This window comes from Pseudomonas sp. Irchel 3E20, from assembly GCF_900187645.1.
Classification (GTDB): Bacteria; Pseudomonadota; Gammaproteobacteria; order Pseudomonadales; family Pseudomonadaceae; genus Aquipseudomonas.
On record NZ_FYEE01000004.1, the window covers coordinates 241180 to 267859 of the forward strand.

Consider the following 26680-nt stretch of genomic DNA (forward strand, 5'->3'; position numbering starts at 1 on the left):
GGCAACAACATTTTCACATCGATAGGATGTTTTCACGACACGCCAAGGTCTACAGTGATATTGAATCGCCATTATCTGGCGATGCTATAAAAAAGAGGCCTACACATGAACATCAGGACATTGAACCTTGCCCCAAGGTCAGCCGTATTTTTCTCTCTCATTGTCCTGGTGGTTTTTGCCCTGGGGATCGTTGCCGTGCTGCAAATGGGCAAGCTGCGAGAGACCGAACAGGATGTCGAAAACAATTGGATGCCCAGCATGCGCGAGATTGGAAAGATGGAGGCCGGTACTCTGCGCCTGCGTCTGGAAAGCCTGCGGATCACCGCCACGGTGGATGAGCAACAGCGCCAAGCCCGCATGGCTGCATTGAGTGGCTATCGCAAGGCACTGGCCAGCAGCGTCAGCGATTATTTACCTCTGATTACGGGGCCGCAGGAGCGTGAGCTGTATGACGCGGTGGCGGCGGATACGCAGGAATATTTCAAACTGCTGGACGTCCTGGAGCCACTGCTGCAAAGCGGCGACAACGCCGCCGCTGTCACGTTGATAAATACCCGTATCAGCCCGTTCACCAACTCCCTGCAAGAGAAGATGATTAAACTGTCGGACTTCAACTCCGAGGGCGCCAAGGCTGCTGGGGTCAATGCCACGTCTATCTATACCAGTGGCGTGACGCTGGTGGGCGCCCTCCTCGCGCTGACCGTGCTGCTGACCGTCGTACTTGCCACGCTGCTGACCCGCAGCATCACCTCACCTATCAGCGTTGCCCTGGCGGTCGCCGAGCGCATCGCGAGCAGCGATTTGTCCAAGGACATTCAAGTCGACGGCGGTGACGAAGCCGGCCGTTTGTTGGCCGCGCTGTCGAAAATGCAGGCGAACTTGCGCCTGACCATCTCGCAGATCGCCGACTCTTCCACGCAACTGGCTTCGGCCTCGGAGGAAATGACCGCCGTGACCGAGGATGCCAGCCGAGGCCTGGTGCGCCAGAACGATGAGGTCAACCAGGCCGCCACCGCGGTCACCCAGATGAGTGCTGCGGTAGACGAGGTGGCGCGCAATGCTGAAGCCGCCGCGCAATCGTCGCGAGAATCCATGGCTTTCACCCATTCCGGCATCGAGAACGTGGCGCAAACCTTGAAGGCCATCGAAGGCTTGGCTGAAAACGTGGCCAGCACCGGTGAGCAGGTCAAGGCGTTGTCCAGCAGGGCTCAAGACATCAGCAAAGTGGTGGAAGTGATCCGCGCGATTGCCGAACAAACCAACTTGTTGGCCCTCAACGCCGCCATCGAAGCCGCCCGCGCCGGTGAGCAAGGCCGTGGTTTTGCCGTGGTGGCCGATGAAGTTCGGGCATTGGCCCACCGCACCCAGCAATCGACCCAGGAAATCGAGCAGATGATTACCGCCATTCAGGTGGACTCATCCCAAGCGGTCAGCGCGATGAGCACCAGTGCGGGGATGGCCAACAACTCTATTACGGTGGCGCAGAGTGCGGATGCGTCGCTCAAACAGATCGCCCAGGCTATTGGCCAGATCAACGAGCGCAACCTGCTGATCGCCACCGCCTCTGAAGAGCAGGCCCAGGTTGCCCGTGAAGCCGACCAGAACCTGACCAGTATTCGCGAGTTGTCTATCCAGAGTGCGGCGGGCGCCAGTCAGACCGCCAGCGCCTGTGGCGAGATGTCCAACTTGGCTATTGAACTGAACCGGTTGGTCGGGCGGTTCAAGGTCTGACCTGGGTTATCCAACAGTGGATGGCGTATGACACAGGTGTCTTGCGCCATCCTCAGCTTGTCGTCGCCGAAGCCGCCGTGCCTTGACACATGACGCGGTTCCTGCCGCTCTGCTTCGCTCGGTAAAGAAGCTCATCAGCCTCTTTAAGCGTGGCATGAACATCCTGCTGATTCGGTACCCAACACGAGACGCCCAGTGAGAGCGTGACATGGCCTGCGGGAGGGAACACCGTTTCTGCCATCGAACGCCTGATCCGTTCCGCGACCTCCGTAGCCTCAGCCAGCGTGGCCGATGGCAGCAGCAGGATGAACTCTTCGCCGCCCACGCGACAGGGAACGTCATGGTCGCGACAGTTCTGGCGCAGCAGGCTGGCGAATGCCTGCAACACCTTGTCGCCGGCATCGTGGCCAAACTCATCGTTGACCCGCTTGAAGTGGTCAATATCCATGCTGATAACCGCGAAGCTTTTATCCAGCAGCTCCCAATCGCGCAGGCAGTCTTCCAGCACCCGCCGGTTCGCCAACCCCGTCAAGGGGTCGCTCAACGCCTGGTGATTGAGCTTACCGATGCGATCCTGGGTGAGCAGCCTGCCCATTATCATGGCCCGGCGGATGCGCCACGCCTCGAAATACCAGGCCCGCACCTTGCGGATGTCCTGGATGTTATCCATGTTCTCTGCCAAGTCCGCCAGCCGCTTCAGGGGTTGGCTGATGCATGCCGCGGCCCACCAGAGCAGGAAAATACCCACCAGGCTCATCGGGATAACCCTCAATACCACTTGGTACATCAGCTCGCGCAACGCGGCGGCCGGGACGCTCATGGGCTGTTGCGAGACCACGCCCCACCCGCTTTTAGGCACCGCCGCATAACCGGCGAGCATCTCCACGCCCTTGGAGTCGACAATGTGCGCGGCGCTACTTTCACCCCGGAGCAAGGCATCGATGGCGGGGTTGGCGCCCACGACCTCGCCAATCCTGCTCGCGTCCGGGTGAAACAGCAGGTGACGCTTATCGTCCACCAGATACACCTGGGAGTTGTCCCATTGGAAATGTCGGCTCGCGACCTCGCTGAGGGCATTGGCCTCACGCAGGTAAATGGTCCCGCCGACCAGCCCCAGGTACTCCCCGCCCGGCCCCCAGATTGGCTGGGAGATAAACACGATCAAATTGCCGGCGAGGGAATTGAAGGCCGGGCTAATCATGCCTTGCCTGCGGGTCAGCGCTTCCTTGAAACGGATGGTTTGGCCTTTGACATTGAGCAATTTTGGAAAGGCGGCCAACACCTCGCCCTGGGCGTTAGCAACGACCGTCGTATTGAAGCTTTGATCCTGTTCGATCAGCCGCCGCACTTCCTCGCTGCGAATCGTTTCGGATGAGAACTGTTGGCCTAAAACCTTGGCGCTGTAATTCAACCGGTCGAGGTCGGCGCCCAGGTTTTGGCCAATGGACAGGGCCACCTTGGCCGCATAAGCCCGGTTGGCTTCCAGGGAGTTACGAACCAGAGCCTCGCGCTGGATGCGGTAGGTGGCGTAGAGGTCATTGAACAGGGTGACAAAACTGGCCAGTAACGAGAACAGTAGGATCAGGGTGCGCAAATTGCACTTAGGGACGGGCCGGGACGACATTTGGGGCATTTCCAATAGAGCGCAAGAAATAGCGGCCCAAGTAATCTCTGGCTCGCAGGTAGGGTGACGAAAACACCGGCCCGACAAAGGCGCCTCCCTGGGTGATGGCTAACCTGCATCCCTGCGCAAGCTATTTTATGTGAGAACGCATGTGGCAGATAGCCATTATTTTCTAAGGTGACGCCCAGCGTTCCAGGCCGTTGTACATCGCCATTCCCGCCATCATCGCCAGGACGAAGAGCAGGATTTGCCAGTGGCCGCTCAATAGCAGCGCTATCGCTGGCCCGGGGCAGATACCGGCGATGCCCCAGCCGATGCCAAAGACGAGGCTGCCGCCGATCAAACGCCGATCAAGGGTTCGTGCCAAAGGCATGCGCATCGGTGAACCCAGCAGCGATCGGGTTTGCCGGGCACTCCATTGCAGCGGCACCAGGGCCGCCCCGATCGCGCCGACCATGACCAGCCCAAGGGAGGGATCCCACGGCCCCGCCAGGTTCAAAAAACCGAGCACCTTGGCCGGGTTGACCATGCCCGACAGCAGCAACCCCAGGCCGAACAGAACCCCGGCACACAACGCCATCAACCCACGCATGCTCAGGCTCCTATCCAGTGACGGGTAATGAACACCACGGCGAAACCGGCGCCCATAAAACACAGCGTCGCGGCAAAGGAGCGTTTGGACAGGCGCGCCAAGCCGCACACGCCATGGCCACTTGTACAGCCTGAGGCATAGCGGGTTCCCACGCCCACCAGCAAGCCGGCCAGCAACAGCCCGGCCCAACCGCTTTGAAACTGCACCAGTGGGCGCCCGGCAATGCTCCACCACAGCACGGCCGACAGCATCAAGCCAAGGAGAAACAGTGCTTTTTCGCCGCGCCCTTCTCCCCGCTTTTCCAGCACGGCACCCAGCAGCCCACTGATGCCGGCGATGCGGCCATTCATCATGGCGAACAGGCTGGCGCCAAGCCCAATCAACGCGCCCCCCGCCAGTGACGTCCAGGGGGTGAAGCTGGCCCAATCGATCATCATTGAGGCTCCTGCGCACAAAACAGTTGGTACAGCGTATTGATAACCGCCAAAGCGGCCGGGCTGTCGATGCGATAAAAAATGTGCTTGCCCTCACGCCGCGTGGCCACCAGCCCTTCACGCCTCAAAACCCCCAGTTGCTGGGACAGGGTCGGTTGCTGGATATCAAGCAAACGCTCCAGCTCGCTGACGCTGCGCTCACCCTCGCTCAACTGGCATAACAACAGCAGCCGCTCGGGATTGCCCAGGGCCTTGAGCAGTTGCCCCGCGGCTTCGGCATTGCTGCGCAGTTGCTGTATATCCATGGCCAAGCCCTCGATCCCATCACCTTGGCGGCGATCCTAATACAAAAACACATTATATGAAAATAAATAATGATTGATCGTTACAGCCCCTCAAATCCATCGCCCCTGTTCCGAATCATTTGGACGATCTTCAGACTCCATTAAGAATCGCCTCCAATACTGCCCCCAACACATTCCTTGGGAGGCACCGTCCAATGCCCGATTTTGACTGGAACATCCCTCTGCCCTTGCACCTGGGCCAGGCAGAGGCTTCACCCCTGAGCCTGGCCAGCGCCATGCCGGGCGACAGCCTGCGGCCTGTCTACGAAGCGTTTATCCAGCAGCGTTTTCACAAAGCCCATGGCGCGCAGATCCAGCACTTCATGCCGCACCTGTTCGGTGTCAGCAGCCCATCGGATGGGCTGTGTGCCGTGGCCGGCGTACGCCTGGCCGGCACCGAGGCGTTGTTTTTGGAGCGCTACCTGGACGCCCCCATAGAACAGCTCATCAGCGCCGCAGACGGGCAGCCGGTCGGCCGCCAGTCCATTGTGGAAGTCGGCAACCTCGCCGCCGCCGATACCGGTAGCGCGCGCCTGAGCATCATCGCAATCACGTATCTGCTGGCGATGGGAGGCCTGGAGTGGGTCGCGTTCACCGGCAGCATTGGCCTGGTGAACAGTTTTCTACGCCTGGGCCTCAAGCCCATCACCCTCTGTGCCGCCGACCCGATGCGTCTGGGCGATGAGCGCCACGCCTGGGGCAGCTACTACGAGAGCCAGCCACAGGTGCATGTTGGCAATATCCGCGCCGGTTTTGCGCACTTGCGCAGCACTGGCCTGTTCAACCGCCTCGGCTTGCCGACCGCCACAGCGCAGGCCTCTCATGTCGCTTGAACTGGAACGCTTCAAACAGGTGCTGCGCAACCATGCCGAGCACAGGCCCAACACGACGGCACTGTGGGGGGATGACTTGAAACTGGACTACGCCACCCTGTACGCCGAAGTCGTCTCGCGCCAACAGCAGTTACGCGCGCAGCAGGCCAACGTGGTCGCACTGGCGCTGGACAATGGCGTGGACGCGCTGCTTTGGGACCTCGCGCTACTGTTCGAGGGGCTGACGTGCCTGCCCCTGCCGCCCTTTTTCAGCCCCGCCCAACGCAGCCATTGCCTGCACCAAAGCCAGGCCGATACGGTGATCGGCGAACCGGCACTCGATGCCGAACTGCAGGCTGCGGGCTACGTCAACCTTGGCGGGTTGTGGCGCAAGCATCGCGCCGGCCCCGGGCGGGTCCCCGCCGGCACGGCAAAGCTGACGTTCACCTCTGGCACCACCGGCACGCCCAAGGGCGTGTGCCTAAGCGCCCACAGCCTGCTGCGTGTGGTGCGTGAGCTGGAACAGGCCAGCCAACCCACCGCACCCCAGCATCACCTGACCCTGCTGCCACTGGCCATCCTCCTGGAAAACCTCGGTTGCTACGCAGCGCTGCTGGCCGGCGCCACGGTGAGCGTGCCCGGCCTCAAAACCCTGGGCATCCAGGGCGCCAGTGGCGTCGATGTGCCTCGCCTGCTCGGTGTCCTGGCCGCCCGCGCACCGCACAGCATGATCCTGGTGCCGCAGTTGCTGTTGTTGCTGGTCAGCGCCGCCGAACAAAACGCCTTCAACCCTCGCTCGTTGCGTTTTGTCGCGGTCGGTGGCGCGCGGGTATCCACGCAACTCCTGGCCCGTGCCCAGCAAGTCGGCCTGCCGGTATATGAAGGCTACGGTTTGTCGGAGTGCGCATCCGTGGTTTGCCTGAATCGACCCCAGGCTTGCCGGCCCGGCAGCGTCGGGCGGCCATTACCGCACCTGCACGTCAAACTGGCCGAAGACGGTGAAGTGCTCATCAAGGGTTCGGCGCTGCTCGGCTACCTGGGCCAGCCTCCCCATACCGACGAATGGTGGCCCAGTGGCGATCTTGGCGAGTTCGACGCCGAGGGTTTTCTCTACCTCAAAGGGCGCAAGAAGCACCAGTTTGTCACCAGTTTCGGGCGCAACGTCAACCCCGAGTGGGTCGAGGCCGAACTGACTCAGGGCCGCCATATCGCGCAAGCCTTCGTCTACGGCGAAGCCATGCCCCACAACCACGCCCTGCTCTGGCCCCATCGTCCCGATTGCAGCGATGCCCAGATGGACGCCGCCGTGGCTCGGGCCAATCAGGGGTTACCCGATTACGCCCAAGTCCACCGCTGGACGCGCCTGGATCAACCGCTCACCGCAAGCAACGGCCTGCTCACTGCCAATGGGCGGCCACGCCGCGACGCCATCGTGGCGCGTTACCACGCCCAACTCACTTGTTTGACCCTCAACGAGGAATTTCCATCATGAGTTTTTTTGAAACCCTGCAAGAAGCCACCCACCACGAACGCCATGAGCTGTTCAACCTGCCCATCATCCGCGACGCCCTGGAGGGCAAGGTCAGCCTGCACAGCTATCGGGCGTTTCTGGCCCAGGCCTACTACCACGTGCGTCATACCGTCCCGTTGATGATGGCCTGTGGCGCGCGCCTGCCCTCGCACCTGGAATGGCTGCGCAAAGCGGTATGCGACTACATCGAGGACGAATACGGCCATGAGCAATGGATCCTCGATGACATCGTCGTGTGCGGCGGTGACCGCAATGCCGTGCGCTATGGCCGCCCGTCACTGCCGATCGAGCTGATGGTCAGCTTCCTTTACGACCTCATCGCCCGGGACAACCCCGTGGGCCTGTTTGGCATGGTCAATGTGCTCGAAGGCACCAGTATCGCCCTGGCCACCCACGCGGCAGGCAGCATCGCCAAACACCTGGATTTGCCGCCCACCGCGTTCAGCTACCTCAGCTCCCATGGCTCGTTGGATATCGAGCATATGCAGACCTACCGCCGTCTGATGGACAGGCTCGAGGACCCGGATGACCAGGCCGCCGTGATCCATGCCAGCAAAGTGGTGTACCGGTTGTACGCCGATATGTTCCGTGGCCTGCCGCACGATGGGGAGCACCACCATGCGCCTGTGTGAAGCCCGAGTCATCCTGACCGGCGCCAGCGGCGGCATCGGTGTGGCCATTGCCGCCGCCCTGTGTGCCAGTGGTGCCCGCGTGCTGGCGGTGGCGCGGCGCGGGGAAGCGCTGGCGCCGTTGATCGAGCAGTACCCACAGCACTTGTGCTGGGTCAGCGCCGACCTGACCCAGCTTACCGATCGACGCAAGGTACTGAGCGCGGCCCAGGCCGTTGGCGGCATCAACCTGCTGATTAATGCCGCTGGGGTCAACCATTTCGCCATGCTCGAACAGCTGGAGGACAGCGAGATCAACACCCTGCTGGCGGTGAACGTCAGCGCCCCGATCTGCCTCACCCGGCTCCTGCTGCCGCTGCTCAAAGAGGCCGATAGCGCCATGGTGGTCAATGTCGGTTCCACCTATGGCTCCATCGGCTATCCCGGCTACGCCACCTACTGCGCCACCAAATTCGCCCTGCGCGGGTTTTCCGAGGCGTTGCGCCGAGAGCTGGCCGATACCCGGGTCAATGTGCTCTATGTCGCCCCGCGCGCCACTCGTACCAGCATGAACGGCGCGGCGGCCCGGGCTTTGAACGAAGCCCTCAAAGCCAATGTCGACGACCCGCACACCGTGGCCAACGCCGTGATCCATGCCATCAGCGGTGATCGTCGCGAACTGTACCTGGGCTGGCCGGAACGGTTCTTTGTGCGCCTGAACAGTTTGCTACCCCAGTTGGTGGACCGCGGCTTGCGCAAGCAATTGCCGCTCATCCGCCACCTGAGCCATAAAACCGACCCTGAGAACCTCAAGCCATGAAAAAACGTGTCGCGTGTTTACTGCTGGGGGCGCTGAGCCAGGGCGCTTGGGCCCTGGACAGCGCCTGTCAACAGCGCCTGGACAACATCCAGCAACGCTGGGCGCACATCCAATACCAATTGCCCGCCGAGCAGCGAGCCCAGGCCTTCGAGCAACTGTCCGGCCAAGCCTTGGCATTTACCCAGGAGCGCCAGTGCGCCGCGCCAGCGTGGATCTGGTCGGGCATTGTTCGCAGTAGCTGGGCCGGCGCCCAGGGCGGCTTGGGCGCGCTGAGCAACGTCAAGGCGGCCAGGGCCGACCTGGAGCACGCTCTGGCCTTGGACCCAAAAGCCCTGCAAGGTTCGGCTTACACCAGCCTGGGCGCGCTGTACGACCGCGTACCCGGTTGGCCCATCGGTTTTGGGGACGCCGACAAAGCCGAGCAGTTGCTCAAGCAAGCGTTGCAACTCAACCCCGATGGCATCGACAGCCTGTACTTCTGGGGCGATCACCTCTACCGTCAAAAGCGCTACAGCGAGGCCAAGGCGGCCCTACTCAAGGCGTTGCAAGCAGCGCCACGCCCCGGCCGGGAAACCGCCGACAACGGGCGGCGCAAGGAGATCGAGGCGTTGCTGGTGGACGTCAACGCAAAACTCAACTGACGGGAGCTGCTGTGCGCGTATTACTGATCGAAGACGACGTAGCCCTGGGCGAAGGCCTGCATCAGGCCCTGGGGCGCGAGGGCTACACCGTTGACTGGCTCAAGGACGGCAGCAGCGCCCTGCACGCGCTGCTCAGTGAAACCTTCGACCTGGCGGTGCTCGACCTCGGCTTGCCACGCATGGGCGGCTTGGAGGTACTGCGCCGCTTGCGCCAGAGCGGTTCCAACTTACCGGTGCTGATCCTCACCGCCCGCGATGCGACCGATGACCGCATCGCCGGGCTGGATGCCGGCGCCGATGATTACCTGATAAAACCCTTTGACCTCGCCGAGCTCAAAGCCCGCCTACGGGCGCTGCTGCGGCGCAGTGCCGGGCGAGCACGGGTGCTCATCGAACATCGGGGCATCAGCCTGGACCCCAGCACCCAGCAGGTCACCTACCAGGGTGAGGCCGTGGTCCTGACCCCCAAGGAATATCAACTGCTGTACGAATTACTGTCGCCGCCGGGGCGGGTAATGACCCGCGAGCGCTTGATGCAACTGCTGTATGGCTGGAATGAAGAGGCGCAAAGCAACACCCTGGAAGTGCACATCCACAACCTGCGCAAAAAATTCGCCAGTGATCTGATCCGCACTGTGCGCGGTGTTGGCTACTTGGTGGAGGAGCGCCCGTGACCTCCATTCGGCGCCGCACCTTGACGCTGATGATTGGCCTGATGCTCACCGGCCTGCTGATCCTCAGCGTGTTCAACCTGCACGACAGCAATCACGAAATCGCCGAAGTGTATGACGCCCAATTGGCGCAGAACGCCCGTTTGCTGCAAGGGGTGATGCGCATGCCGCTGGCCGGCAAGGAGCACGCCGAACTGTATCAGGCGTTCAATAAAGCGCTGAGCGAGGCGGCGCCTAAGGTCAACGGCCACCCCTACGAGAGCAAAATCGCCTTCCAGGTCTGGAACCTGCAAGGCGAAGTCCTCGTGCATACCGCCAGCGCCCCCACCTTCACTTCGCCCCCGGCGACAGCGGGCTTCAGCGACATTGTGGATTTACACCAGCGCCAATGGCGCGCATTCATGCTGCAAGACAGCAGCAACAACCTGCGCATCTGGGTCGGTGAGCGTGAGGATGTGCGCTCGGACCTGGTGGGCCGGATCGTGCGCCATACCCTGTGGCCCAACATACTCGGCAGCCTGATTCTGGCGGCGATGGTCTGGCTGGCCATCGGCTGGGGCCTCAAGCCCCTGGAGGATATGGCGGCCACCTTGCGCGCCCGTCACTCGGGTTCGTTGGAGCCATTGCACCTGATGCCCTTGCCGACAGAACTTGAACCCATGCAAGCGGCCCTGAACCGGATGCTCGCGCAAATCCAGGAAGTGCTGGGCCGCGAGCATCGCTTCATCGCTGACGCGGCCCATGAGATGCGCACGCCACTGGCGGTGCTGAGGGTTCATGCGCAGAACCTTTTGGAAGCAGGCACCGAGCAAGAACGCCGCGAGTCATTGCAGCACCTAATCAGTGGCGTGGATCGTACCAGTCGCCTGGTCAACCAATTACTGACCATGGCCCGCCTCGAACCACAAGCCGCGAGTGCCACCTCCCTGCCCTGCATCGACCTTAAGGCCTCCATACGCGACAGCCTGGTGCAAATGACCCCTTGGCTGTTGAGCAAAGGGTTGGAGCTGGAGTTCGAGTCCCAGGACGGCACCTATCTGACCCACGTCGATGCAGCCGCCATCGACATCGCACTGAACAACCTGCTGACCAACGCCGCTAACTTCTCGCCTGAACAAGGGGTGGTCACCGTCACGCTCAAGCAGGACAACGACCACTTTGAACTTACGGTCGAGGACCAGGGACCGGGCATCGATGAATCGAAAAGCGAACGCTTGTTCGAGCGGTTTTATAGCCGGGGCAATGACGAAGGCGCGGGCTTGGGGCTGACGATAGTGCAGGCCATTGCCGACCGCATGGGGGGCCAGGTCACGTTGGAAAACCGCTCTGGCACGGGCCTGCGCGCGACCCTGGCCTTTCCTCGGGCCTAGATCGAGCTTAATGGCGCCAGGCGTTTATTTACCCGGCGGCCATTAAAAAACATTAGGTAAGTTAGCTAGCTACACAATAATTAGTCCTGATCGTTACCCGCTTACTTAAACGACCAAAGGTACTCGAAGAAGAAAATGTAAAAATTTACTTCACGGCGTTTTCACATCTCGCTTACTATGATTTCAATGTGCCATGTATGTTGGCTACCTAAAGCGAGGGGAACATATGACTGGGGTGATGGCGTCAATCGACAGTCGTACACAACTGGTAGGCCAGAACCGCCTGGAACTCCTGCTTTTCCGGTTTAATGCGAATCAGTTATATGGAATCAATGTATTCAAAGTTCGCGAAGTTATTCGCTGCCCTCGCCTGTCCATACTACCTAAGTCGAACCCCAACATATGTGGCGTAGCCAATATACGGGGAACTTCGATACCGATCATGGACTTGGCCATGGCCACCGGGTTACCGGGCGTAGAACACCCTGAATCGGCGTTCGTCATCATTACCGAGTACAACACCCGTACCCAGGGCTTTTTGGTGTATGCGGTAGAACATATCGTTAACTTGAACTGGGAGGATATCCATCCGCCACCCAAGGGCAGTGGCGACGACAACTACCTAACGGCGGTGACCCGCTGCGGCGATCAATTGGTCGAGATCATCGATGTCGAAAAAGTGCTGGCCCAGATCTCCCCTACCAGCGAAGAAATTTCAGAAGGCGTGGTCAATACCGCCGTGACCGAACTGGCGCGCACACTGCGGGTGCTGACCGTGGACGATTCATCGGTGGCCCGTAAGCAGGTCACCCGTTGCCTGGAAACCGTCGGGGTTGAGGTCGTCGCATTAAATGATGGTCGACAGGCTCTGAACTACCTGCGGGCGATGCTGGATGAGGGGCGCAAACCCGAAGAAGAGTTTCTGATGATGATCTCGGACATCGAAATGCCCGAAATGGACGGTTACACGCTCACCGCAGAGATTCGCAGCGACCCGCGCATGGCGGGTTTGCACATCGTCTTGCACACTTCGCTGTCGGGCAGCTTCAACCAATCGATGGTCAAGAAAGTGGGGGCCAGCGACTTTCTCGCCAAGTTCCGCCCCGACGATCTGGCCGGCCGGGTCGTTGCCCGCATCCGCGAAACCACTCAGCCGTAAATACTCAACTTCAATTGAAACCAAGGACGTTTTAAAGGGGAACAGGGACGCGAACACACCGGGGGTGTGCCATGTTGAAACTCAAAGAGCTCAGTGACCCATGCCAAGGGATACCCAAGGGTGAACGGTGCGACTCGTGTTCCGAATCGCCCTATTGGCAGGGCCAACAGCGCCCTACCCCTGAATCGAGCACCGCTGCGGGCGAGGCGCCTGAGCCGTGCCACATAGCGCCGGTAACACTGGAAGAAGAGTTGGCCACGGCCAAAAAGCTCTATGTGCAATCGCGCTCGGCCATGCTGGAAATGTTCAGCCATGCGCGCATGGGCCGCGCGATAACGGTAGATAAAGCAGACACCTTGGTCGATGACATACGCCAGTCCATTGCCCGTCATCCCAATGCGTTCATCAGCCTGGTGCGGCTCAAAAACGCCAATGAATACACCTACATGCATTGCGTTGCGGTCTGCGCCCTGATGATTGCCGTGGCCCAACAACTGGAACTTTCCCCAGAACTGGTGCACCAGGCCGGCCTCGCCGGCTTGCTGCACGACGTGGGCAAGTTGGCGGTTTCCGCCACATTGCTGAACAAACCCGGCAAGTTGACGGCCGATGAATTCGCCATCATTCGTCAGCATCCCGAGTTAGGCGCACAACTGTTGCGTACCTCGGTTCCTGTGTGCGAGTTGGTGCTGGACGTGTGCCTGCATCATCACGAAAAGGTCGATGGTTCCGGCTATCCCGATCAATTGGCCGGTGAGCAGATCAGCCTGTTCGCGCGCATTGCAGCCGTTTGCGATGTGTATGACGCGGTCACCTCGGACCGCCCCTACAACGAAGCCTGGGACCCTGCCATCGCCCTGCAAAAAATGTCGGAATGGAAGCATCACTTTGACACCGTGGTATTTCAGGCGTTTGTAAAGTCGGTGGGTATTTACCCCGTAGGTTCGCTGGTTCGTTTGGGCAGCGGGCTGATTGGCGTGGTCACCGAACAAGTTCCGGGGTTGTTGTTGGCACCCAAAGTCAAAGTGTTTTTCTCAACCCACCTGAATGCCTACATCACCCCGACAATCATCAACATCAGCGAGCATCCGCAGACTGAAAAAATCGTCGAGCGCGTGTTGGCAAAACAATATGGCTTCATCAATACCCAAGCGCTCTGGCACGGCGATTGCGCCAAGTTATGAGCCCTTGGAATAAATAGCGGTATCGCCCTCTGCCTGGCCAGAGGGCGTAAACAGCAAACGATTTGATAAGCATTCGCCGTGTCGTGCAAAAAAATAAGATACCGCCCTTTAAGTTGGGCAAAAGAATAGTGGGCAGGGGGTTATATGAAATTTAAGTCATTACAAGCACGCATTTGCGTGACCGCAGGTATATGCCTGTTTGTCTCCTCGGCCAGCCTGGTGATTTACGGGTTGTTCAGCACGCGGGCCAATGAGCAATACGTCTCCGCCGAAGTTGCAAAATTAGTTGAACAATCAACTATCCGCGAAATTCAAAACTTGGCTGAATCCCGCGCCAACGCTATTCAGGCCAAGTTGCAAAATGCCCTGGATGCGGCACGGACCATGGCCAACACCTTTGCTGCGAGTAAAACCCCACAAAGCCCCTTGGCCATGGGCCGCGAGCAAATCAACAACGTGCTACTCAGCGTGCTCAAGGACAACCCGGACTTCAACGGCACCTATTCATGCTGGGAGCCAGAGGCGTTGGATGGCCAAGATGGGGCCTCTCGCAACGCCTCGGATGGCAGCAACCCGACCACCGGGCGCTTCACGCCTTACTGGACGCGCAGTGCCGGCAACCACATCGCGGTGCAGCCACTGGTGGAATACGACTCCCCCGACCGCCACCCCAACGGCGTGCCCAAGGGCGGTTGGTACAGCGGGCCACGCACCACCCTCAAGGAAAGCGTGCTCGACCCGATCCCGTACATCGTCCAAGGCAAGCAGGTGTGGCTCACCACCCTCTCGGTGCCGATCGTGGCCGATGGCAAGTTCTATGGCGTGGTCGGGGCTGATTTCGATATTGCCTTCATCCAGAAGCTCAGCGAGCAAATGTCTGCCGACCTTTACGGTGGCAAGGGGTCGGTGTCGATCCTGAGTAACCAGGGGCTGGTGGTGGCGGACAGTCAGCGTACCGACCTGATCGGCCAGCCCATCAAGGCGCTGTTGCCGCAATCCTGGGAAAAAGTGCTCGGCAATATCCAAAGCGGGCGCGGCGACAGCCTGCTCAACCCCCAGACCCAAGACATTGAAGTGCTGATGCCCATCCAGTTGGGGCGCACCGGCAAGCCCTGGGCGGTGATGATTCGCTTGCCCAAAGCGGTGGTCATGGCCCAAGCCATTGCCCTGGAACATGAGCTGCAACAGCGCAGCTTGCACAACAGCATCTGGCAGGTGTGCGTAGGGTTGGCCATTTCGTTGCTGGCCCTGGTGGCCCTGTGGTTTGCCGCGGCCAAAATCGTCGGCCCGATCCGCGAAGCCGCGGCGTTGGCGGCCAGCATCAGCCTGGGGGATTTCTCCCGGCGCCTGGTCCAGCAATCGGAGGACGAAGTCGGCCAACTGTCCCTGGCCCTCAACGACATGTCTGAAAGCCTGCAACGCCAAGTGCGCGTAGCCGAGCGCATTTCCGAAGGTGACCTGGATCTGCAAGTGCAGTTATCGTCACCCCAGGACACCCTCGGCAAAGCCTTGGAGAAAATGGTCAGCAACCTCAACAACCTGATGACCCAGGTGCAGCTCAGCGCCACTCAGATCACCGGCAGTTCGGCCCAGGTGACCGACCTGAGCCAGTCGTTGTCGGACGGTGCGTCCAACTCGGCCTCTTCCATTACCCAGATCAGCGCCGTGATGACGCAAATGGCGGCCCAGACCACCGATAACGCGGCCAATGCCAAGAAAGCCGATGAGCAATCCCTCGCCTCGCGGGCCGATGCCGGAGAAAGCGACAAACTGATGAGCGAGTTGATCGCCGCCATGGCCGAGATCGACAACGCGGGCAAGGACATCACCGCCATCATCACCACCATCGACAACATCGCTGCGCAAACCAACCTCCTGGCCCTGAACGCCGCCATCGAGGCCGCCCGGGCCGGCGAGTTGGGCCGCGGCTTTGCCGTGGTGGCCGACGAAGTCCGCAGCCTGGCCGCCCGCAGCGCCGAAGCCGCACAGCAAACCGCCGCACTGATCGCCGACTCTTCGACCAAGACCCAACGGGGCATGATTATCGCGGGCCGCACCGCCGAGTCGCTCAAAAGCATCGTCAGCGGCACCAGTTCGGTCTCCAGCCTGGTGTCGCTGATCTACCAGGCATCCAGCGAGCAGGCATCAGGGTTGCAACAGGCAAGCATCGGCCTGGAGCAAATCGATGCGGTGACCCAGCAGAACCAGGCCAACTCACAAGATTGCGCGGTAGCGGCGCGGGACCTTTCGGCGCGGGCGGCCTTGATGCAACAGGAACTGAGCCGCTTCAAGGTTAAAAAAACCTAGGATGGCGCGTTTGCGGTTGCTCTTGAGAGTCGTCACCCATACAGCAAGGTGAAATCATGCCTAGGTTTACCGACTTTAAAATCAGCTACACCTATTGCGGGCAGCAGTGCACCCTCAATATCGCCGCCCCCGAAATGCACGAGGCCGATGCCTGGAAGTACCTGGCCGACAGCCTGGGGCTTTGCTACATCGATGCGCAGGGTTACACCATGCTCTGCCACGCCGTGAGGAACATGGTGGAGGCCCATGGCGTCAGCGATGTTCAAGTGCAAGCGCTGGCGCCTCACGAAACACCCCTACCCTCGGGGGCCCTGGTCCATTAGCCGTTCCCCCGGCGCCCTGGAGCCCTGATTAATCAGGGCTCTTTCATGTGCAGGCAAAGGTTCAACGCAGCTTCAGCGGGTCCACCAGTTGCGCCGCAATGGCCATGCCCACCAGGTCAGGCAAGGTGTTGGCCTGCATGCGCTTCATCACCCGCGAGCGATAAAGGTCGACGGTCTTGGCGCTGACCCCCAACTGCTCGGCAATTTCCCGGGTGGTGTAGCCCTGCACCAGGGGTAGCAACACATCCCGTTCACGGGGGGTCAGGGTGAGCAAGCGTGCCCGCAAGGCGTCGTGGCCCAGGCTGCCCGAACGGCTGGCCGCGCTATGGCTGAGGGCCTGTTGCACGCTGTCGAGCAGCAACTGCTCGTTGTAGGGTTTTTCAATGAAGTCATGGGCGCCGGCCTTGAACGCACGCACCACGATCGGCACATCGGCGTGGCCGCTGACAAAAATGATCGGCAGGTCGAGTTCGCGCACGCGCATTTCTTCCTGCACGTTCAACCCGCCCATGCCGGGCATGCGTACATCGAGCAGCACGCAAGCCTCGAGGCTGGCATCGCAGGCCTCGAGAAACGCCACGCCACTGGTAAAGGGCAAGGCCTTGAGGCCCACCGATTCCAGCAGCCAGACCGTTGAATCGAGCATGCCTGGGTCATCATCGACCACATACACCACGTGTTCCGCGACACCCGCCATTGCATTATTCCTGTTGTTGTTTTGTGGGGCCGGCAAGCGGCAAGCGACAGCCCATCGTGAGCCCGACCGGTTCGCGCCGGGCCTGCAGTTGCCCACCGAAGCCTTCGATGATGCTGCGGCTCATGGACAACCCAAGCCCCAGGCCATCGGCCTTGCTGGTATAGAACGGGGTAAACATTTGCTCCAGTTCAGCTTCGCTCACGCCCGGGCCCTGGTCGCGTACATGGATTTCCACGGCAGCGGCGCCGCCCTGCCCTGCGCTCAGCACGATCGACGAGGGTTGGCCGGGGTGTTGTTCGCGATTGGCGTCGATGGCATTGCGCAGCAGGTTGAGCAGGACCTGCTCCAGCAGCACCCGGTCGGCATAAACCGGCGGCAGATTATCGGGCAGCCGGTCCTCGATTGTCACTTGCCACGTGCCCGCCTCCCAGGCGCACAAACGCACGGCTTCGCGGGCCACCTCGGCGAAGTCCAGGGCCTGGGTGCGCCGCTGCCCCTTGCGCAAAAAGGCCCGCAGGCGCCGGATCACTTGCGAGGCGTGCGTGGCCTGATGGGTGATGCGCTCCAGACCCTGGGCCACCCGAGCGGCGGCCTGGGGGTTGGAGTCCAGCGTCTGTAAATAGCGCTGGCTGGCATTGGCATAGTTGACCACGGCCGCCAGGGGTTGATTGATCTCGTGAGCGATGCCGGAGGCCAGTTCGCCCAGGGTTACCAGGCGCGCCGTGTGCGCCAGTTCGTCCTGATGGCGGCGCTGTTGCGCTTCGCGCAATTCCCGTTCGGTCATGTCCCGCGCCACCAGCGAGTAGTAGCGTTCGCCCCCCGCCGAGCGGTGCGCCAGCAGCACCAGCGACACCGCCACCGAAGCGCCCGTGCCCAGGGGTTGCAGCCGCGCATCGCTGCTCCACACCCCATCGCGCTCGGCACCGCTCCAACCGTCGCGCTGCAGCCGCGCCAGGTCGGCGCTGGCGAACAACTGCGCCAGGGTGGGCATGGGTTGTTGCTCGTCGATGCCCAGCACCCGCCGCGCCGCGGGGTTGAGGTAGGTGACCTGGCCCTCGGGGTCGATGAACAGCACCGGGTCGGTGTTGGCCTCGACCACCGCCGCCAGGCGTCGCTTGTTCTCTTCGGCCTGCACCCGGGCGGTCACGTCGCGGGACACGCTGACCACCTCGACCACCGCTCCGGTGTAGGTTTCACGGATCGCCCGGCAAGCGGTCTCGAACCACAGGTAATGCCCCTGCCGATGGCGGATGCGGTACGTCATCGTGTGGTAACCCTCCTGCTCCAACGCATCGCGGGCGCTGTGGACCAGGCTGGCCAGGTCCTGGCCATGGAACAAGCCCTGGGCCATTTGCCCGCGCAACTCTTCGGGCCAGTAGCCGAGCAACGTCCAGGAGGCCGGCGAAGCATCGAGAAAGCAGCCTTGGGGGGTGTGCCGGGAAATCAGGTCGGTGGTGTTCTCAATGATGAGCCGGTACAGCCGCCGCGCCTTGGCGGCTTCGCGTTCGGCCAACACTTGCGTGGTGGCGTCGCGGCAACGGGCAAGCACGCGGTTGTCTTGAGGGGCGGGGATGAACGTCCAGATCAGGATGCGGCCGTGGAACGGGGCTTCGACCTCTTCGATGGCCCGCTGCTGGTCCAGGCACGCATGCACCAGCATCCGATGGTTGATCGGTAGAAAGTCCAGCGCCTCGCTCAGCGGTTGCTCCGCCAGTAGCGCCAACAAGGCCGCATTGAACTCCTGGGGCCGACCTTGCGCGTCGAGCAGCAGGCTCGGCTGCGGGTCGTGCCCCAGCAGCGGCGACCCGCGCAGCATGTCGTTGACGCTGTGGAGCAAGGTCGCCAGCCAGTCCTGCACCCCGCCCAGCCAGGCGCCATCGACGCCTTCGCGCAAGTGCACCAGCAGCAACCCGTCCTGGCCCGGTTGCAAGGCCAAGTCCATGACCTGGCCATGGCTGATGGCGGCGCGGCGCAAGCGGCCGGCCAACCAGCAATCGAGTTGCCGGACTTGGTCTAGGTCCAAACGCCCGGCCTCAAGCAAGCGCTCGAACAACACTTGGTCGCTGGCCTGCGAGGGATCACCCTGGCCCGGCGGAAAATGCTGGGCGGCGCCTTCATGGCTGTAGATCCCGGCCTGGGGTTGCCAGCTCAAATACACCGCGCGGCGCACTTGCGGGCAATCCTGCAACGCACGGCACAAGGCATCGGCCCGCGCAGCCAACGGCACGCCCTCACGCTGCAGGCGCAACCAGCTGTGCAATCGAACGGGGGTCAGGGTCATTACGGGTCCGCTTCGTGGGGGGCGCCAAGGATATATCGGCCCTGGCGCGCTGGCTGCAATCATTTGGCCTCAGACGAGCCGCATATAGCACATATACTATACGCCATAGGTTGTACTTCCATATCAAGAGGCGCTTGTTATATAAAGCACCCCGGATATCAACGGTGGCCACGGCAACGATGCTCAAGCGCCACCGAATAGAGCTAACAATCAGCCATCGAGTACCCGCATATGTCCATCTATGAACAAGGGCTAAGCCCTTCGGTTGTCAATCATATCGCCTTGTCTCCGCTCAGCTTCCTGGAGCGTACCGCCAGCGTTTACCCCAACTACCCCGCCGTGATCCACGGTTCGATCCGCCGCTCCTGGGCACAAACCTACGAGCGCTGCCGCCGCCTCGCATCGGCGTTGGCCGGGCGCGGCATCGGCAAGAACGACACCGTGGCCTTGATGCTGCCCAACATTCCCGAAATGCTTGAAGCTCATTTTGGCGTGCCGATGATCGGTGCCGTGCTCAACCCACTCAACGTGCGCCTGGATGCCGAAGCCATCGCCTTCATGCTGCAGCACGGCGAAGCCAAGGTGCTTATCACCGACCGGGAATTCCACGACGTGATCCACGCCGCCATTGGCATGCTCGATCACCCGCCGCTGGTCATCGACGTCAACGACCCGGAGTACGGTGAGGGCCAGGCTGTCAGTGACCTGGACTACGAAGCGCTGCTGGCAGAAGGCGACCCGGCGTTCGCCTGGCAATGGCCGCTCGACGAGTGGCAAGCCATCTCGCTGAACTACACCTCGGGCACCACCGGCAACCCCAAAGGCGTGGTCTATCACCACCGCGGCGCCTACCTCAATGCCCTGGGCAACCAGATGACCTGGGCCATGGGCAATCACCCGGTGTACCTCTGGACCCTGCCGATGTTCCACTGCAACGGCTGGTGCTACCCCTGGACAATCACCGCTCTGGCCGGGGTGCATGTGTTCCTGCGGCGGGTCGACCCGCAAAAAATTCTTACCCTGATCCGCGAACACCAGGTCACGCACCTGTGTGGTGCCCCGATCGTGCTCAATGCCCTGGTGAACATGCCGGAATCGGCAAAAGCGGCCATCGACCACCCAGTCAGCGCCATGGTGGCCGGCGCGGCGCCACCAGCCAAGGTCATTGGTGCCGTGGAAGAGATGGGCATCAAGGTCACCCACGTCTATGGCCTGACCGAGACGTATGGCCCCGTGACCCTCTGTGCCTGGCATGCCGAATGGGATGCGCTGCCGTTGCACGAGCGCGCCCAGATCAAATCCCGCCAGGGGGTGCGCTACCCCACGCTGGAAGGCGTGATGGTCGGCGACTCCAAGACCCTGGAGCCAACCCCTCGCGACGGCCAGACCATCGGCGAAGTGTTCATGCGCGGCAATACGGTGATGAAGGGCTACCTCAAGAACCCCACGGCCACCGCCGAGGCTTTCGAGGGTGGCTGGTTCCACACCGGCGACCTAGCGGTGTGCCACCCCGATGGCTATGTCGAGATCAAGGACCGCCTCAAAGACATCATCATTTCCGGTGGCGAGAACATTTCCACCATCGAGCTCGAAGGCGTGCTTTACCGCCACCCCGGCGTGATGGAAGCCGCCGTGGTCGCCCGCCCTGATGAAAAGTGGGGCGAAACGCCGTGCGCCTTCATCACCCTCAAGGCCGATCATCAGGATGTTCGCGAAGCCGACATCCTCCATTTCTGCCGCGAGCACCTGGCGGGTTTCAAAGTCCCGCGCACGGTGGTGTTCACCCAGTTGCCCAAAACCTCCACCGGCAAGATCCAGAAGTACATGCTGCGCGACTGGGCCAAGGCCCTGTAACCCGCCCCCTCTGTCAACTGGCCGGCGGCGGCATCTGCCCCGCCGCTGCCACCGCACAACCGTTCTGTCGAGGTTCACCTATGCCCCCGTTCAACGCCCCTCTGCGCGACCTGCGCTTCGTCCTCCATGAAGTCTTCGACGCCCCGGCCCTGTGGGCGCGCCTGCCGGCCCTGGCCGAGAACATCGATGCGGGTATCGCCGACGCCATCCTGGAAGAGGCGGGTAAAGTCACTTCGCACCTGATCGCGCCCCTGAACCGTAGCGGCGACGAAGAAGGCGCCCAATGGCAGGAAGGCCAAGTCACCACCCCCATCGGTTTCAAGCAAGCCTATGCCACGTACATCGAAGGTGGCTGGGTGGGCCTGTCGGGGAACACCCAATACGGCGGCATGGGCATGCCCAAGATGCTTGCCGTGCAGTTTGAAGAAATGCTCTACGCCGCCAACTCCAGCTTCGCGCTGTACTCGGCCTTGAGCTCAGGTGCCTGCCTGGCCCTGGACGCCCACGCCAGCGAGACGTTGAAAAACCTCTACCTGCCGCCCATGTACGAAGGCCGCTGGGCCGGTTCCATGTGCCTGACCGAAGCCCATGCCGGCACCGACCTGGGGCTTATCCGCAGCCGCGCCGAGCCCCGCGCCGACGGCAGTTTCAGCATCACCGGCAGCAAGATCTTCATCACCGGCGGCGATCATGACCTGACGGAAAACATCGTGCACCTGGTGCTGGCCAAGCTGCCCGACGCCCCGCCCGGGCCCAAAGGCATCTCGCTGTTCGTGGTGCCCAAGGTTCTGGTCAATGCCGACGGAACCCTGGGCCAGCCCAACGCGGTGAGCTGCGGTTCCATCGAGCACAAGATGGGTATCAAGGCGTCCGCCACCTGCGTGATGAACTTCGACGGCGCCAGTGGCTGGCTGGTGGGCGAAGCCAACAAAGGCTTGGCGGCGATGTTCACCATGATGAACTACGAACGCCTGTCCATCGGCATTCAAGGCATTGGCTGCGCCGAAGCCTCCTATCAAAGCGCCGTGGCCTACGCCCGCGAGCGCCTGCAAAGCCGCGCGCCGAGCGGCGCCGTCGCGGCCGATAAGGTGGCCGATCCGATCATCGTGCACCCCGATGTTCGGCGCATGTTGCTCACCATGAAGGCCATGACCGAGGGCGGGCGCGCCTTCGCCAGCTATGTCGGGCAACAACTGGACCTGGCGAAATTCTCCGACGATGCCCAGGAGCGCGATATCGCCCAGGGCCAGGTCGCGCTGCTGACACCCATCGCCAAGGCGTTTTTCACCGACACCGGCCTGGACAGCTGCATCCACGGCCAGCAAGTGTTCGGTGGCCATGGCTACATCCGCGAATGGGGCCAGGAACAATTGGTGCGCGACGTGCGCATCGCGCAAATCTACGAAGGCACCAACGGCATCCAGGCGCTGGACCTGCTGGGGCGCAAGGTGCTGCCTGACAACGGCGCCGCGTTGCGCCAGTTCACGGCCCAAATCCGTCAGTTCGCCCAGCAACCCAACGCCCCCTATGCCGCGCAGTTGCTCGACGCGGTACAGCGCCTGGAGGACCTGAGCGACTGGTTGCACACCCAGGCCGCGAGCAACCGCAACGAAGTCGGCGCGGCGTCGGTGGAGTACCTGCACCTGTTCGGGTATGTCGCTTACGCCTGGCTGTGGGCGCGCATGGCGCAGGTCGCCGAGCAGAAGCTGGCCCAAGACCCAGGCTTTTATGGCGCCAAAGTCGCCACCGCGAACTTCTACATCCAGCGCCTGCTGCCGCGCATCTTGAGCCTGGAGCAATCCATTCGTGCCGGCAGCGCCTCACTGTTCGGCCTGGACGCCGCGCAGTTTTGAGAGCGCAGCCGCAGGCGGGCTACGTCAATCGTAGCCCTAGGCCGCGTGATGACCGCGCAAAAAAAGGCGTCAAAGCGCGGATCACAATCGTTCAGTGTCGTTACATCCGGTAGTGACACTGGCCTAAGCCAGGCTTTTGGCTGTGCTAGCGTGCCCGCGTTATCACTCAGACAGAGGCCCGACCATGCCCCATTCCACTGAAAAAGGCGCCGCCGTTTATTCCCCTTTGATGCTCAAACTCTATGACGCATGGGTACTGGGCCTGTCCAACCGGTTTGCCTGGCGCTGCCCTACACCCACCGTGCTCCTACCTTTCTTCAGGCAGCACATGGGCCCGCGGCATCTGGATGTGGGCGTCGGCACCGGTTACTACCTGCGCCACGCCGCATCCAGCGCGCAGGGGCCTCTCACTTTGCTGGACCTGAACGCCAACAGCCTGCACGCCGCCAGTCATCGACTGGGGCGCGCAGACACGCGGTTGATTCAGCACGATGTAATGACGCCATTGCCTCCCCAGCCCGAGGGGGCCTTCGATTCGATTTCCCTCTTTTACCTGCTGCATTGCTTGCCCGGCACCCTGATGGACAAGGGGGTGGTGTTCCAACACCTCAAGACGCACCTTGCGCCTGACGGCGTGATCTATGGTGCGACCATCTTGGGCGACAGCACGAACCATAACGCCCTGGGCCGAAAACTGATGGCGCTGTACAACCGCAAGGGCATCTTCGGCAATCGCAATGACACCCAGCAGGCGCTTGAGCAGCAACTGTGCTTGCACTTTCGTGAGGTGCAGGTCGTGCTTTGCGGCAAGGTGGCGTTGTTTCAGGCGCGCGGTGCGCAGGGGTGAGCAGCCCTACCCCAGCAACTGGCTGAGCACCGCGCGTAATTTGCCGGGCTTGACCGGTTTGTTGAGCAGCGGCGCACCAAGTTTTTTCAGGGCGCGGCGGCACGGGTCGCTGCGGTCGGCGGTGACGATGACCGCCGGGATGCGCAGGCCAAAGTGCTCGCGCAGGTGGCGCACCACGTCACAGCCGACGATGCCGTGATCCAAGTGGAAATCGGCAAGGATCAGTTCCGGCGCCCGTTCGTTCAGGGCCAGCAGCGCCGCCACTTCATCGGTGGCGGTCACTACCTCGCAGCCCCATTGCTCCAGCAGCGCGCTCATGCTCTGCAGGATGCTGACTTCATTGTCCAACACCAGCAAACGCCGCCCCGGCAGTGGGTTGCCGGTGCCTGCCTGGGGCGCTGCCAGGTTTAGGGCCATGGGTACTTCGCGGGAGATGGGCACATCGATGCTGAACATCGAGCCGCGCCCCGGCCAGGAGCGCACCCGCACCCGGTAGTCGAGGATCTTGGCGATACGCTCGACGATGGCCAGGCCCAGGCCCACGCCCTTGCGGTCGGCGGCGCGGCCGACGTCGAGTTGGTTGAACTCCAGGAAGATCGACTGCAAACGCTCGGCCTCGATGCCGCGCCCGGTGTCCCAGACCTCCACCCGCAACACATCGCCCCGGCGCCGGGCGCCCAACAGGATGGTGCCGTGTTCGGTGTAACGGCAGGCATTGCTGAGAAAGTTGCGCAGGATGCGGGTCATCAGGCGCAGGTCGGTAAGGATGGCGAAGTCGCCGACCCGGCCACGCAGCTCCAGGCCCGAGGCCTGGGCCACGGACTGGAACTCCGAGAGCAGCGGCGCGAGCAGTTCATCGAGGCGATACAGGGCGATATCCGGCTTGACCGCCGCTTGATCGAGTTTGGAGATGTCCAGCAGATCGGTGAGCAGGTCTTCGGCACCTTCCAACGCCTGATGGGTGCGCTCCACCAGTGTGTGCTCCGCCTCCGGCAGCGCCCGTTCGCGCAAAGTGGCAATCAGCAAACGCGCGGCGTTGAGGGGTTGCAGCAGGTCGTGGCTGGCAGCGGCGAGGTATTTGTCCTTGCTGCGGTTGGCCGCTTGGGCGGCGTCGCGGGCATCGCGCAGGGCCCGTTCGATCTGCTCGCGGCGTTCGATCTGCTGTTGCAGGTTGCGGTTGGCTTCGAGCAATTCATCGGTGCGCGCCGTGACCCGTTGCTCCAGCTCATCGTTGAGCTGCTGCAAACGCTGCTGGGCCAGTTTGCGTTCGGTGATGTCGGTGACGAAGCCTTCCACCAGGCCATCCTGGTCGGGCTTGAGCAACAGGTTCATCAGCACGTCGAGCTGGCTACCGTCCTTGCGCCGCAACTGGGTTTCGTAGCCCAGCAGGCTGCGTTGCAGTTGCAGACGCGCGCCGATGGCCTGCAACTCCTCGGCACCGCCGACAAACAGGTGGCTGGCCAGGTCGGTCAGGGAAAACAGCACGTCCTGGGGCGTCTCGTAGCCGAGCATCCAGGCCAGGGCCGGGTTGGCGGCGCGCATGCCGTCTTGCAGGCTGGCCTGGAAGATCCCGTGTACCGCATGCTCGAACAGCCATTTATAGCGGTTGCGTTCGGTTTCCAGGTCATCGAGGCGTGCCGCCAGTTCCGGGTAGTGGCTCTTGCGCGCCGAATGGCTGCCCAGGCCCAGCAGCCCGGCCAAGGCCCGTTGCTGTTCCTCAGAGGGCTTCGCCATAGACGACCTCGACGTCACGCTGGCTCGATTCGCGCGGGTTGGTGAGGATGCACGGGTCGTGCATGGCGTGCTGGGACAGGAACGGAATGTCGGCGGTGCGCACGCCATGCAGGCCCAGGGTTTCGTGAAAGCCAATGGAATGCTTGAGGGCAATCAGGTGCTCCACCAGGCGCGCGCAGACCTGCCGGTGGTTGAGGCCACGGCAGTCGATGCCGAAGGTCTGGGCAATGACCTTGAAACGATCCGGCGCCGAGTTGTAATTGAACGCCACCACATGCTCCACCAGCACCGCATTGCACAAGCCATGGGGCAGGTCCAGAAAGCCCCCCAGGCTATGGGACATGGCGTGCACTGCGCCAAGGATCGCATTGGAAAACGCCAACCCGGCCTGCATGCTGCCGAGCATGATCTTCTCGCGCAGTTCGATATCCGTGGGGTTGGCGATCATCTGCACCAAATTGCCGTTAATCAGGCGCATGGCCTCCAGCGCATGGGGGTCGGTGAGCGGGCCGTGGCCGGTGGAGACGAACGCCTCGATGGCGTGCACCAACGCATCGATGCCGGTACAGGCGGCCAGGAACGGGTCCATGCTCAGGGTGGTTTGCGGGTCGATCAGCGACACATCGGGCACCACGGCCTTGCTGACGATGGAGAACTTCATGCGCTCCTGCTGGTTGGAGATGATGACGAACTGCGAGACGTCCGCCGACGTGCCAGCGGTGGTCGGGATCAGGATCAGCGGCGGGCTCGGCACGCGGATGGTGTCCACGCCTTCGAACTCAAGGATGCTGCGCCCGTGGGCGACCACAATGCCGATGGCCTTGCCGCAATCCATCGGGCTGCCTCCGCCCACGGCGACGATCACGTCGCAATGGTTCTCGCGGTAGGTTTCGGCGCCCAGCATCACCTCCTCCACCCGTGGGTTGGGCGATACCGCGCTGTACAGGCAATAGTCGATGCCCTGGGCTTGCAGGCTGGCCTCGACATCCGCGACCCAGCCGGCGGCGATCACGCCCGGGTCGCTGACCACCAGCACCTTGCGTGCGCCGAAGGTTTTGGCGTAGTTGCCTACGTTATGCCGGCAACCGGCGCCGAAGATGATTTCAGGGGAAACGAACTTACGCAGTTGGCTGAGGTGCTGGCTCATGGAAAGCCTTTTTATTGTTTTGAAGATACCGGCCAGCCTAAAGCATCTTGTTACGAATGCAATCAGACCAAAGGGTTGGGCTGCGCGGCCCCGTGTGGCCGGTGTGGCTGCTCTGT

23 protein-coding genes and 1 pseudogene are annotated in these 26680 nt (G+C 62.0%); 16 read left to right on the forward strand and 8 right to left on the reverse strand.

Annotated features, from left to right (window positions below):
- The first annotated feature begins 105 nt into the window (after nucleotides 1–105).
- Nucleotides 106–1731: a methyl-accepting chemotaxis protein gene (locus CKW13_RS09790; protein ID WP_095108386.1), complete on the forward strand. Its 1626-nt coding sequence runs from the start codon at nucleotides 106–108 to the stop codon at nucleotides 1729–1731.
- A 52-nt stretch (nucleotides 1732–1783) separates the two neighbouring features.
- Here CKW13_RS09790 and CKW13_RS09795 read toward each other — a convergent pair whose 3' ends face one another.
- From CKW13_RS09795 to CKW13_RS09810, 4 genes are all read right to left on the reverse strand, one after another.
- The gene (locus tag CKW13_RS09795; RefSeq protein WP_256576560.1) at nucleotides 1784–3325 is read right to left on the reverse strand and encodes a diguanylate cyclase; all 1542 of its coding nucleotides are present in this window, start codon (nucleotides 3323–3325) and stop codon (nucleotides 1784–1786) included.
- A gap of 202 nt (nucleotides 3326–3527) precedes the next feature.
- Complete coding sequence (locus CKW13_RS09800; RefSeq protein WP_095108388.1) at nucleotides 3528–3947, reverse strand: DUF6691 family protein; 420 nt, start codon at nucleotides 3945–3947, stop codon at nucleotides 3528–3530.
- A 2-nt stretch (nucleotides 3948–3949) separates the two neighbouring features.
- Nucleotides 3950–4384 carry a YeeE/YedE family protein gene (locus tag CKW13_RS09805; protein WP_095108389.1) on the reverse strand — a complete coding sequence of 145 codons (435 nt, stop codon included), beginning with the start codon at nucleotides 4382–4384 and terminating at the stop codon, nucleotides 3950–3952.
- Nucleotides 4381–4686 carry a metalloregulator ArsR/SmtB family transcription factor gene (locus CKW13_RS09810; protein WP_095108390.1) on the reverse strand — a complete coding sequence of 102 codons (306 nt, stop codon included), beginning with the start codon at nucleotides 4684–4686 and terminating at the stop codon, nucleotides 4381–4383. The genes CKW13_RS09805 and CKW13_RS09810 overlap by 4 nt, the downstream gene beginning before the upstream one ends.
- Nucleotides 4687–4880: 194 nt before the next feature.
- Between CKW13_RS09810 and CKW13_RS09815 the strand changes: the two genes are divergently transcribed.
- The 12 genes and pseudogenes from CKW13_RS09815 to CKW13_RS09865 all read left to right on the forward strand — a co-directional run bounded on the left by CKW13_RS09815 (nucleotide 4881) and on the right by CKW13_RS09865 (nucleotide 16151).
- Nucleotides 4881–5558, forward strand: a complete 678-nt coding sequence (locus CKW13_RS09815; RefSeq protein WP_095108391.1) for a thermostable hemolysin — start codon at nucleotides 4881–4883, stop codon at nucleotides 5556–5558.
- On the forward strand, nucleotides 5548–7029 hold the full coding sequence (locus tag CKW13_RS09820) for an AMP-binding protein (RefSeq protein WP_095108392.1): 1482 nt from the start codon (nucleotides 5548–5550) through the stop codon (nucleotides 7027–7029). The genes CKW13_RS09815 and CKW13_RS09820 overlap by 11 nt, the downstream gene beginning before the upstream one ends.
- The gene (locus tag CKW13_RS09825) at nucleotides 7026–7700 is read left to right on the forward strand and encodes a TenA family transcriptional regulator (protein WP_095108393.1); all 675 of its coding nucleotides are present in this window, start codon (nucleotides 7026–7028) and stop codon (nucleotides 7698–7700) included. Before CKW13_RS09820 ends, CKW13_RS09825 begins: the two co-directional genes overlap by 4 nt.
- Nucleotides 7687–8496 carry an SDR family oxidoreductase gene (locus tag CKW13_RS09830; RefSeq protein WP_095108394.1) on the forward strand — a complete coding sequence of 270 codons (810 nt, stop codon included), beginning with the start codon at nucleotides 7687–7689 and terminating at the stop codon, nucleotides 8494–8496. Before CKW13_RS09825 ends, CKW13_RS09830 begins: the two co-directional genes overlap by 14 nt.
- A complete protein-coding gene (locus tag CKW13_RS09835) occupies nucleotides 8493–9137 on the forward strand; it encodes a tetratricopeptide repeat protein (RefSeq protein ID WP_095108395.1) in 645 nt (214 codons plus the stop codon). The genes CKW13_RS09830 and CKW13_RS09835 overlap by 4 nt, the downstream gene beginning before the upstream one ends.
- 11 nt (nucleotides 9138–9148) lie before the next feature.
- Nucleotides 9149–9811, forward strand: coding sequence for a response regulator (locus CKW13_RS09840; RefSeq protein WP_095108396.1), 663 nt, complete (start codon nucleotides 9149–9151; stop codon nucleotides 9809–9811).
- Nucleotides 9808–11178, forward strand: coding sequence for a sensor histidine kinase (locus CKW13_RS09845; protein WP_095108397.1), 1371 nt, complete (start codon nucleotides 9808–9810; stop codon nucleotides 11176–11178). The genes CKW13_RS09840 and CKW13_RS09845 overlap by 4 nt, the downstream gene beginning before the upstream one ends.
- Nucleotides 11179–11404: 226 nt before the next feature.
- Nucleotides 11405–12337, forward strand: coding sequence for a chemotaxis protein CheV (locus tag CKW13_RS09850; RefSeq protein ID WP_095108398.1), 933 nt, complete (start codon nucleotides 11405–11407; stop codon nucleotides 12335–12337).
- A 71-nt stretch (nucleotides 12338–12408) separates the two neighbouring features.
- The gene (locus tag CKW13_RS09855; protein WP_095108399.1) at nucleotides 12409–13521 is read left to right on the forward strand and encodes an HD-GYP domain-containing protein; all 1113 of its coding nucleotides are present in this window, start codon (nucleotides 12409–12411) and stop codon (nucleotides 13519–13521) included.
- Nucleotides 13522–13953: 432 nt separating this feature from the next.
- Nucleotides 13954–14928: pseudogene (locus CKW13_RS24990) on the forward strand (HAMP domain-containing protein); the annotation flags it as partial.
- Between the two features lie 135 nt (nucleotides 14929–15063).
- Nucleotides 15064–15828, forward strand: coding sequence for a methyl-accepting chemotaxis protein (locus CKW13_RS24995; protein ID WP_371856231.1), 765 nt, complete (start codon nucleotides 15064–15066; stop codon nucleotides 15826–15828).
- 56 nt (nucleotides 15829–15884) lie between these two features.
- Nucleotides 15885–16151, forward strand: a complete 267-nt coding sequence (locus CKW13_RS09865; protein ID WP_095108401.1) for a hypothetical protein — start codon at nucleotides 15885–15887, stop codon at nucleotides 16149–16151.
- Between the two features lie 61 nt (nucleotides 16152–16212).
- Here CKW13_RS09865 and CKW13_RS09870 read toward each other — a convergent pair whose 3' ends face one another.
- Together CKW13_RS09870 and CKW13_RS09875 are read right to left on the reverse strand one after the other, a co-directional pair.
- The gene (locus CKW13_RS09870) at nucleotides 16213–16848 is read right to left on the reverse strand and encodes a response regulator transcription factor (RefSeq protein ID WP_095108402.1); all 636 of its coding nucleotides are present in this window, start codon (nucleotides 16846–16848) and stop codon (nucleotides 16213–16215) included.
- A 4-nt stretch (nucleotides 16849–16852) separates the two neighbouring features.
- Complete coding sequence (locus tag CKW13_RS09875) at nucleotides 16853–19129, reverse strand: PAS domain S-box protein (RefSeq protein WP_095108403.1); 2277 nt, start codon at nucleotides 19127–19129, stop codon at nucleotides 16853–16855.
- Between the two features lie 231 nt (nucleotides 19130–19360).
- Here CKW13_RS09875 and CKW13_RS09880 point away from each other — a divergent pair, with 231 nt between their 5' ends.
- The 3 genes from CKW13_RS09880 (at nucleotide 19361) to CKW13_RS09890 (ending at nucleotide 23683) form a co-directional block, all read left to right on the forward strand.
- The gene (locus CKW13_RS09880; RefSeq protein WP_095108404.1) at nucleotides 19361–20983 is read left to right on the forward strand and encodes an acyl-CoA synthetase; all 1623 of its coding nucleotides are present in this window, start codon (nucleotides 19361–19363) and stop codon (nucleotides 20981–20983) included.
- Between the two features lie 80 nt (nucleotides 20984–21063).
- Nucleotides 21064–22836 carry an acyl-CoA dehydrogenase C-terminal domain-containing protein gene (locus CKW13_RS09885; RefSeq protein ID WP_095108405.1) on the forward strand — a complete coding sequence of 591 codons (1773 nt, stop codon included), beginning with the start codon at nucleotides 21064–21066 and terminating at the stop codon, nucleotides 22834–22836.
- Between the two features lie 184 nt (nucleotides 22837–23020).
- The gene (locus tag CKW13_RS09890; protein WP_095108406.1) at nucleotides 23021–23683 is read left to right on the forward strand and encodes a class I SAM-dependent methyltransferase; all 663 of its coding nucleotides are present in this window, start codon (nucleotides 23021–23023) and stop codon (nucleotides 23681–23683) included.
- 6 nt (nucleotides 23684–23689) lie between these two features.
- Here CKW13_RS09890 and CKW13_RS09895 read toward each other — a convergent pair whose 3' ends face one another.
- A complete protein-coding gene (locus CKW13_RS09895) occupies nucleotides 23690–25417 on the reverse strand; it encodes a NahK/ErcS family hybrid sensor histidine kinase/response regulator (protein WP_095108407.1) in 1728 nt (575 codons plus the stop codon).
- Nucleotides 25401–26564, reverse strand: coding sequence for an alcohol dehydrogenase-like regulatory protein ErcA (gene ercA, locus CKW13_RS09900; protein WP_095108408.1), 1164 nt, complete (start codon nucleotides 26562–26564; stop codon nucleotides 25401–25403). Before ercA ends, CKW13_RS09895 begins: the two co-directional genes overlap by 17 nt.
- Nucleotides 26565–26680 lie beyond the last annotated feature (116 nt).

What these genes read in the sequence shown, in the direction of transcription:
- CKW13_RS09790 (WP_095108386.1), top strand. Translation starts at nt 106, where the DNA reads ATGAACATCAGGACATTGAACCTTGCCCCAAGGTCAGCCGTATTTTTC.
- CKW13_RS09820 (WP_095108392.1), top strand. Translation starts at nt 5,548, where the DNA reads ATGTCGCTTGAACTGGAACGCTTCAAACAGGTGCTGCGCAACCATGCC.
- CKW13_RS09835 (WP_095108395.1), top strand. Translation starts at nt 8,493, where the DNA reads ATGAAAAAACGTGTCGCGTGTTTACTGCTGGGGGCGCTGAGCCAGGGC.
- CKW13_RS09885 (WP_095108405.1), top strand. Translation starts at nt 21,064, where the DNA reads ATGCCCCCGTTCAACGCCCCTCTGCGCGACCTGCGCTTCGTCCTCCAT.
- CKW13_RS09815 (WP_095108391.1), top strand. Translation starts at nt 4,881, where the DNA reads ATGCCCGATTTTGACTGGAACATCCCTCTGCCCTTGCACCTGGGCCAG.
- CKW13_RS09880 (WP_095108404.1), top strand. Translation starts at nt 19,361, where the DNA reads ATGTCCATCTATGAACAAGGGCTAAGCCCTTCGGTTGTCAATCATATC.
- CKW13_RS09895 (WP_095108407.1), bottom strand. Translation starts at nt 25,417, where the DNA reads ATGGCGAAGCCCTCTGAGGAACAGCAACGGGCCTTGGCCGGGCTGCTG.
- CKW13_RS09890 (WP_095108406.1), top strand. Translation starts at nt 23,021, where the DNA reads ATGCCCCATTCCACTGAAAAAGGCGCCGCCGTTTATTCCCCTTTGATG.
- CKW13_RS09865 (WP_095108401.1), top strand. Translation starts at nt 15,885, where the DNA reads ATGCCTAGGTTTACCGACTTTAAAATCAGCTACACCTATTGCGGGCAG.
- CKW13_RS09805 (WP_095108389.1), bottom strand. Translation starts at nt 4,384, where the DNA reads ATGATGATCGATTGGGCCAGCTTCACCCCCTGGACGTCACTGGCGGGG.
- CKW13_RS09830 (WP_095108394.1), top strand. Translation starts at nt 7,687, where the DNA reads ATGCGCCTGTGTGAAGCCCGAGTCATCCTGACCGGCGCCAGCGGCGGC.
- CKW13_RS09855 (WP_095108399.1), top strand. Translation starts at nt 12,409, where the DNA reads ATGTTGAAACTCAAAGAGCTCAGTGACCCATGCCAAGGGATACCCAAG.
- CKW13_RS09800 (WP_095108388.1), bottom strand. Translation starts at nt 3,947, where the DNA reads ATGCGTGGGTTGATGGCGTTGTGTGCCGGGGTTCTGTTCGGCCTGGGG.
- CKW13_RS09825 (WP_095108393.1), top strand. Translation starts at nt 7,026, where the DNA reads ATGAGTTTTTTTGAAACCCTGCAAGAAGCCACCCACCACGAACGCCAT.
- CKW13_RS09875 (WP_095108403.1), bottom strand. Translation starts at nt 19,129, where the DNA reads ATGACCCTGACCCCCGTTCGATTGCACAGCTGGTTGCGCCTGCAGCGT.
- CKW13_RS24995 (WP_371856231.1), top strand. Translation starts at nt 15,064, where the DNA reads ATGACCCAGGTGCAGCTCAGCGCCACTCAGATCACCGGCAGTTCGGCC.
- ercA (WP_095108408.1), bottom strand. Translation starts at nt 26,564, where the DNA reads ATGAGCCAGCACCTCAGCCAACTGCGTAAGTTCGTTTCCCCTGAAATC.
- CKW13_RS09870 (WP_095108402.1), bottom strand. Translation starts at nt 16,848, where the DNA reads ATGGCGGGTGTCGCGGAACACGTGGTGTATGTGGTCGATGATGACCCA.
- CKW13_RS09850 (WP_095108398.1), top strand. Translation starts at nt 11,405, where the DNA reads ATGACTGGGGTGATGGCGTCAATCGACAGTCGTACACAACTGGTAGGC.
- CKW13_RS09810 (WP_095108390.1), bottom strand. Translation starts at nt 4,686, where the DNA reads ATGGATATACAGCAACTGCGCAGCAATGCCGAAGCCGCGGGGCAACTG.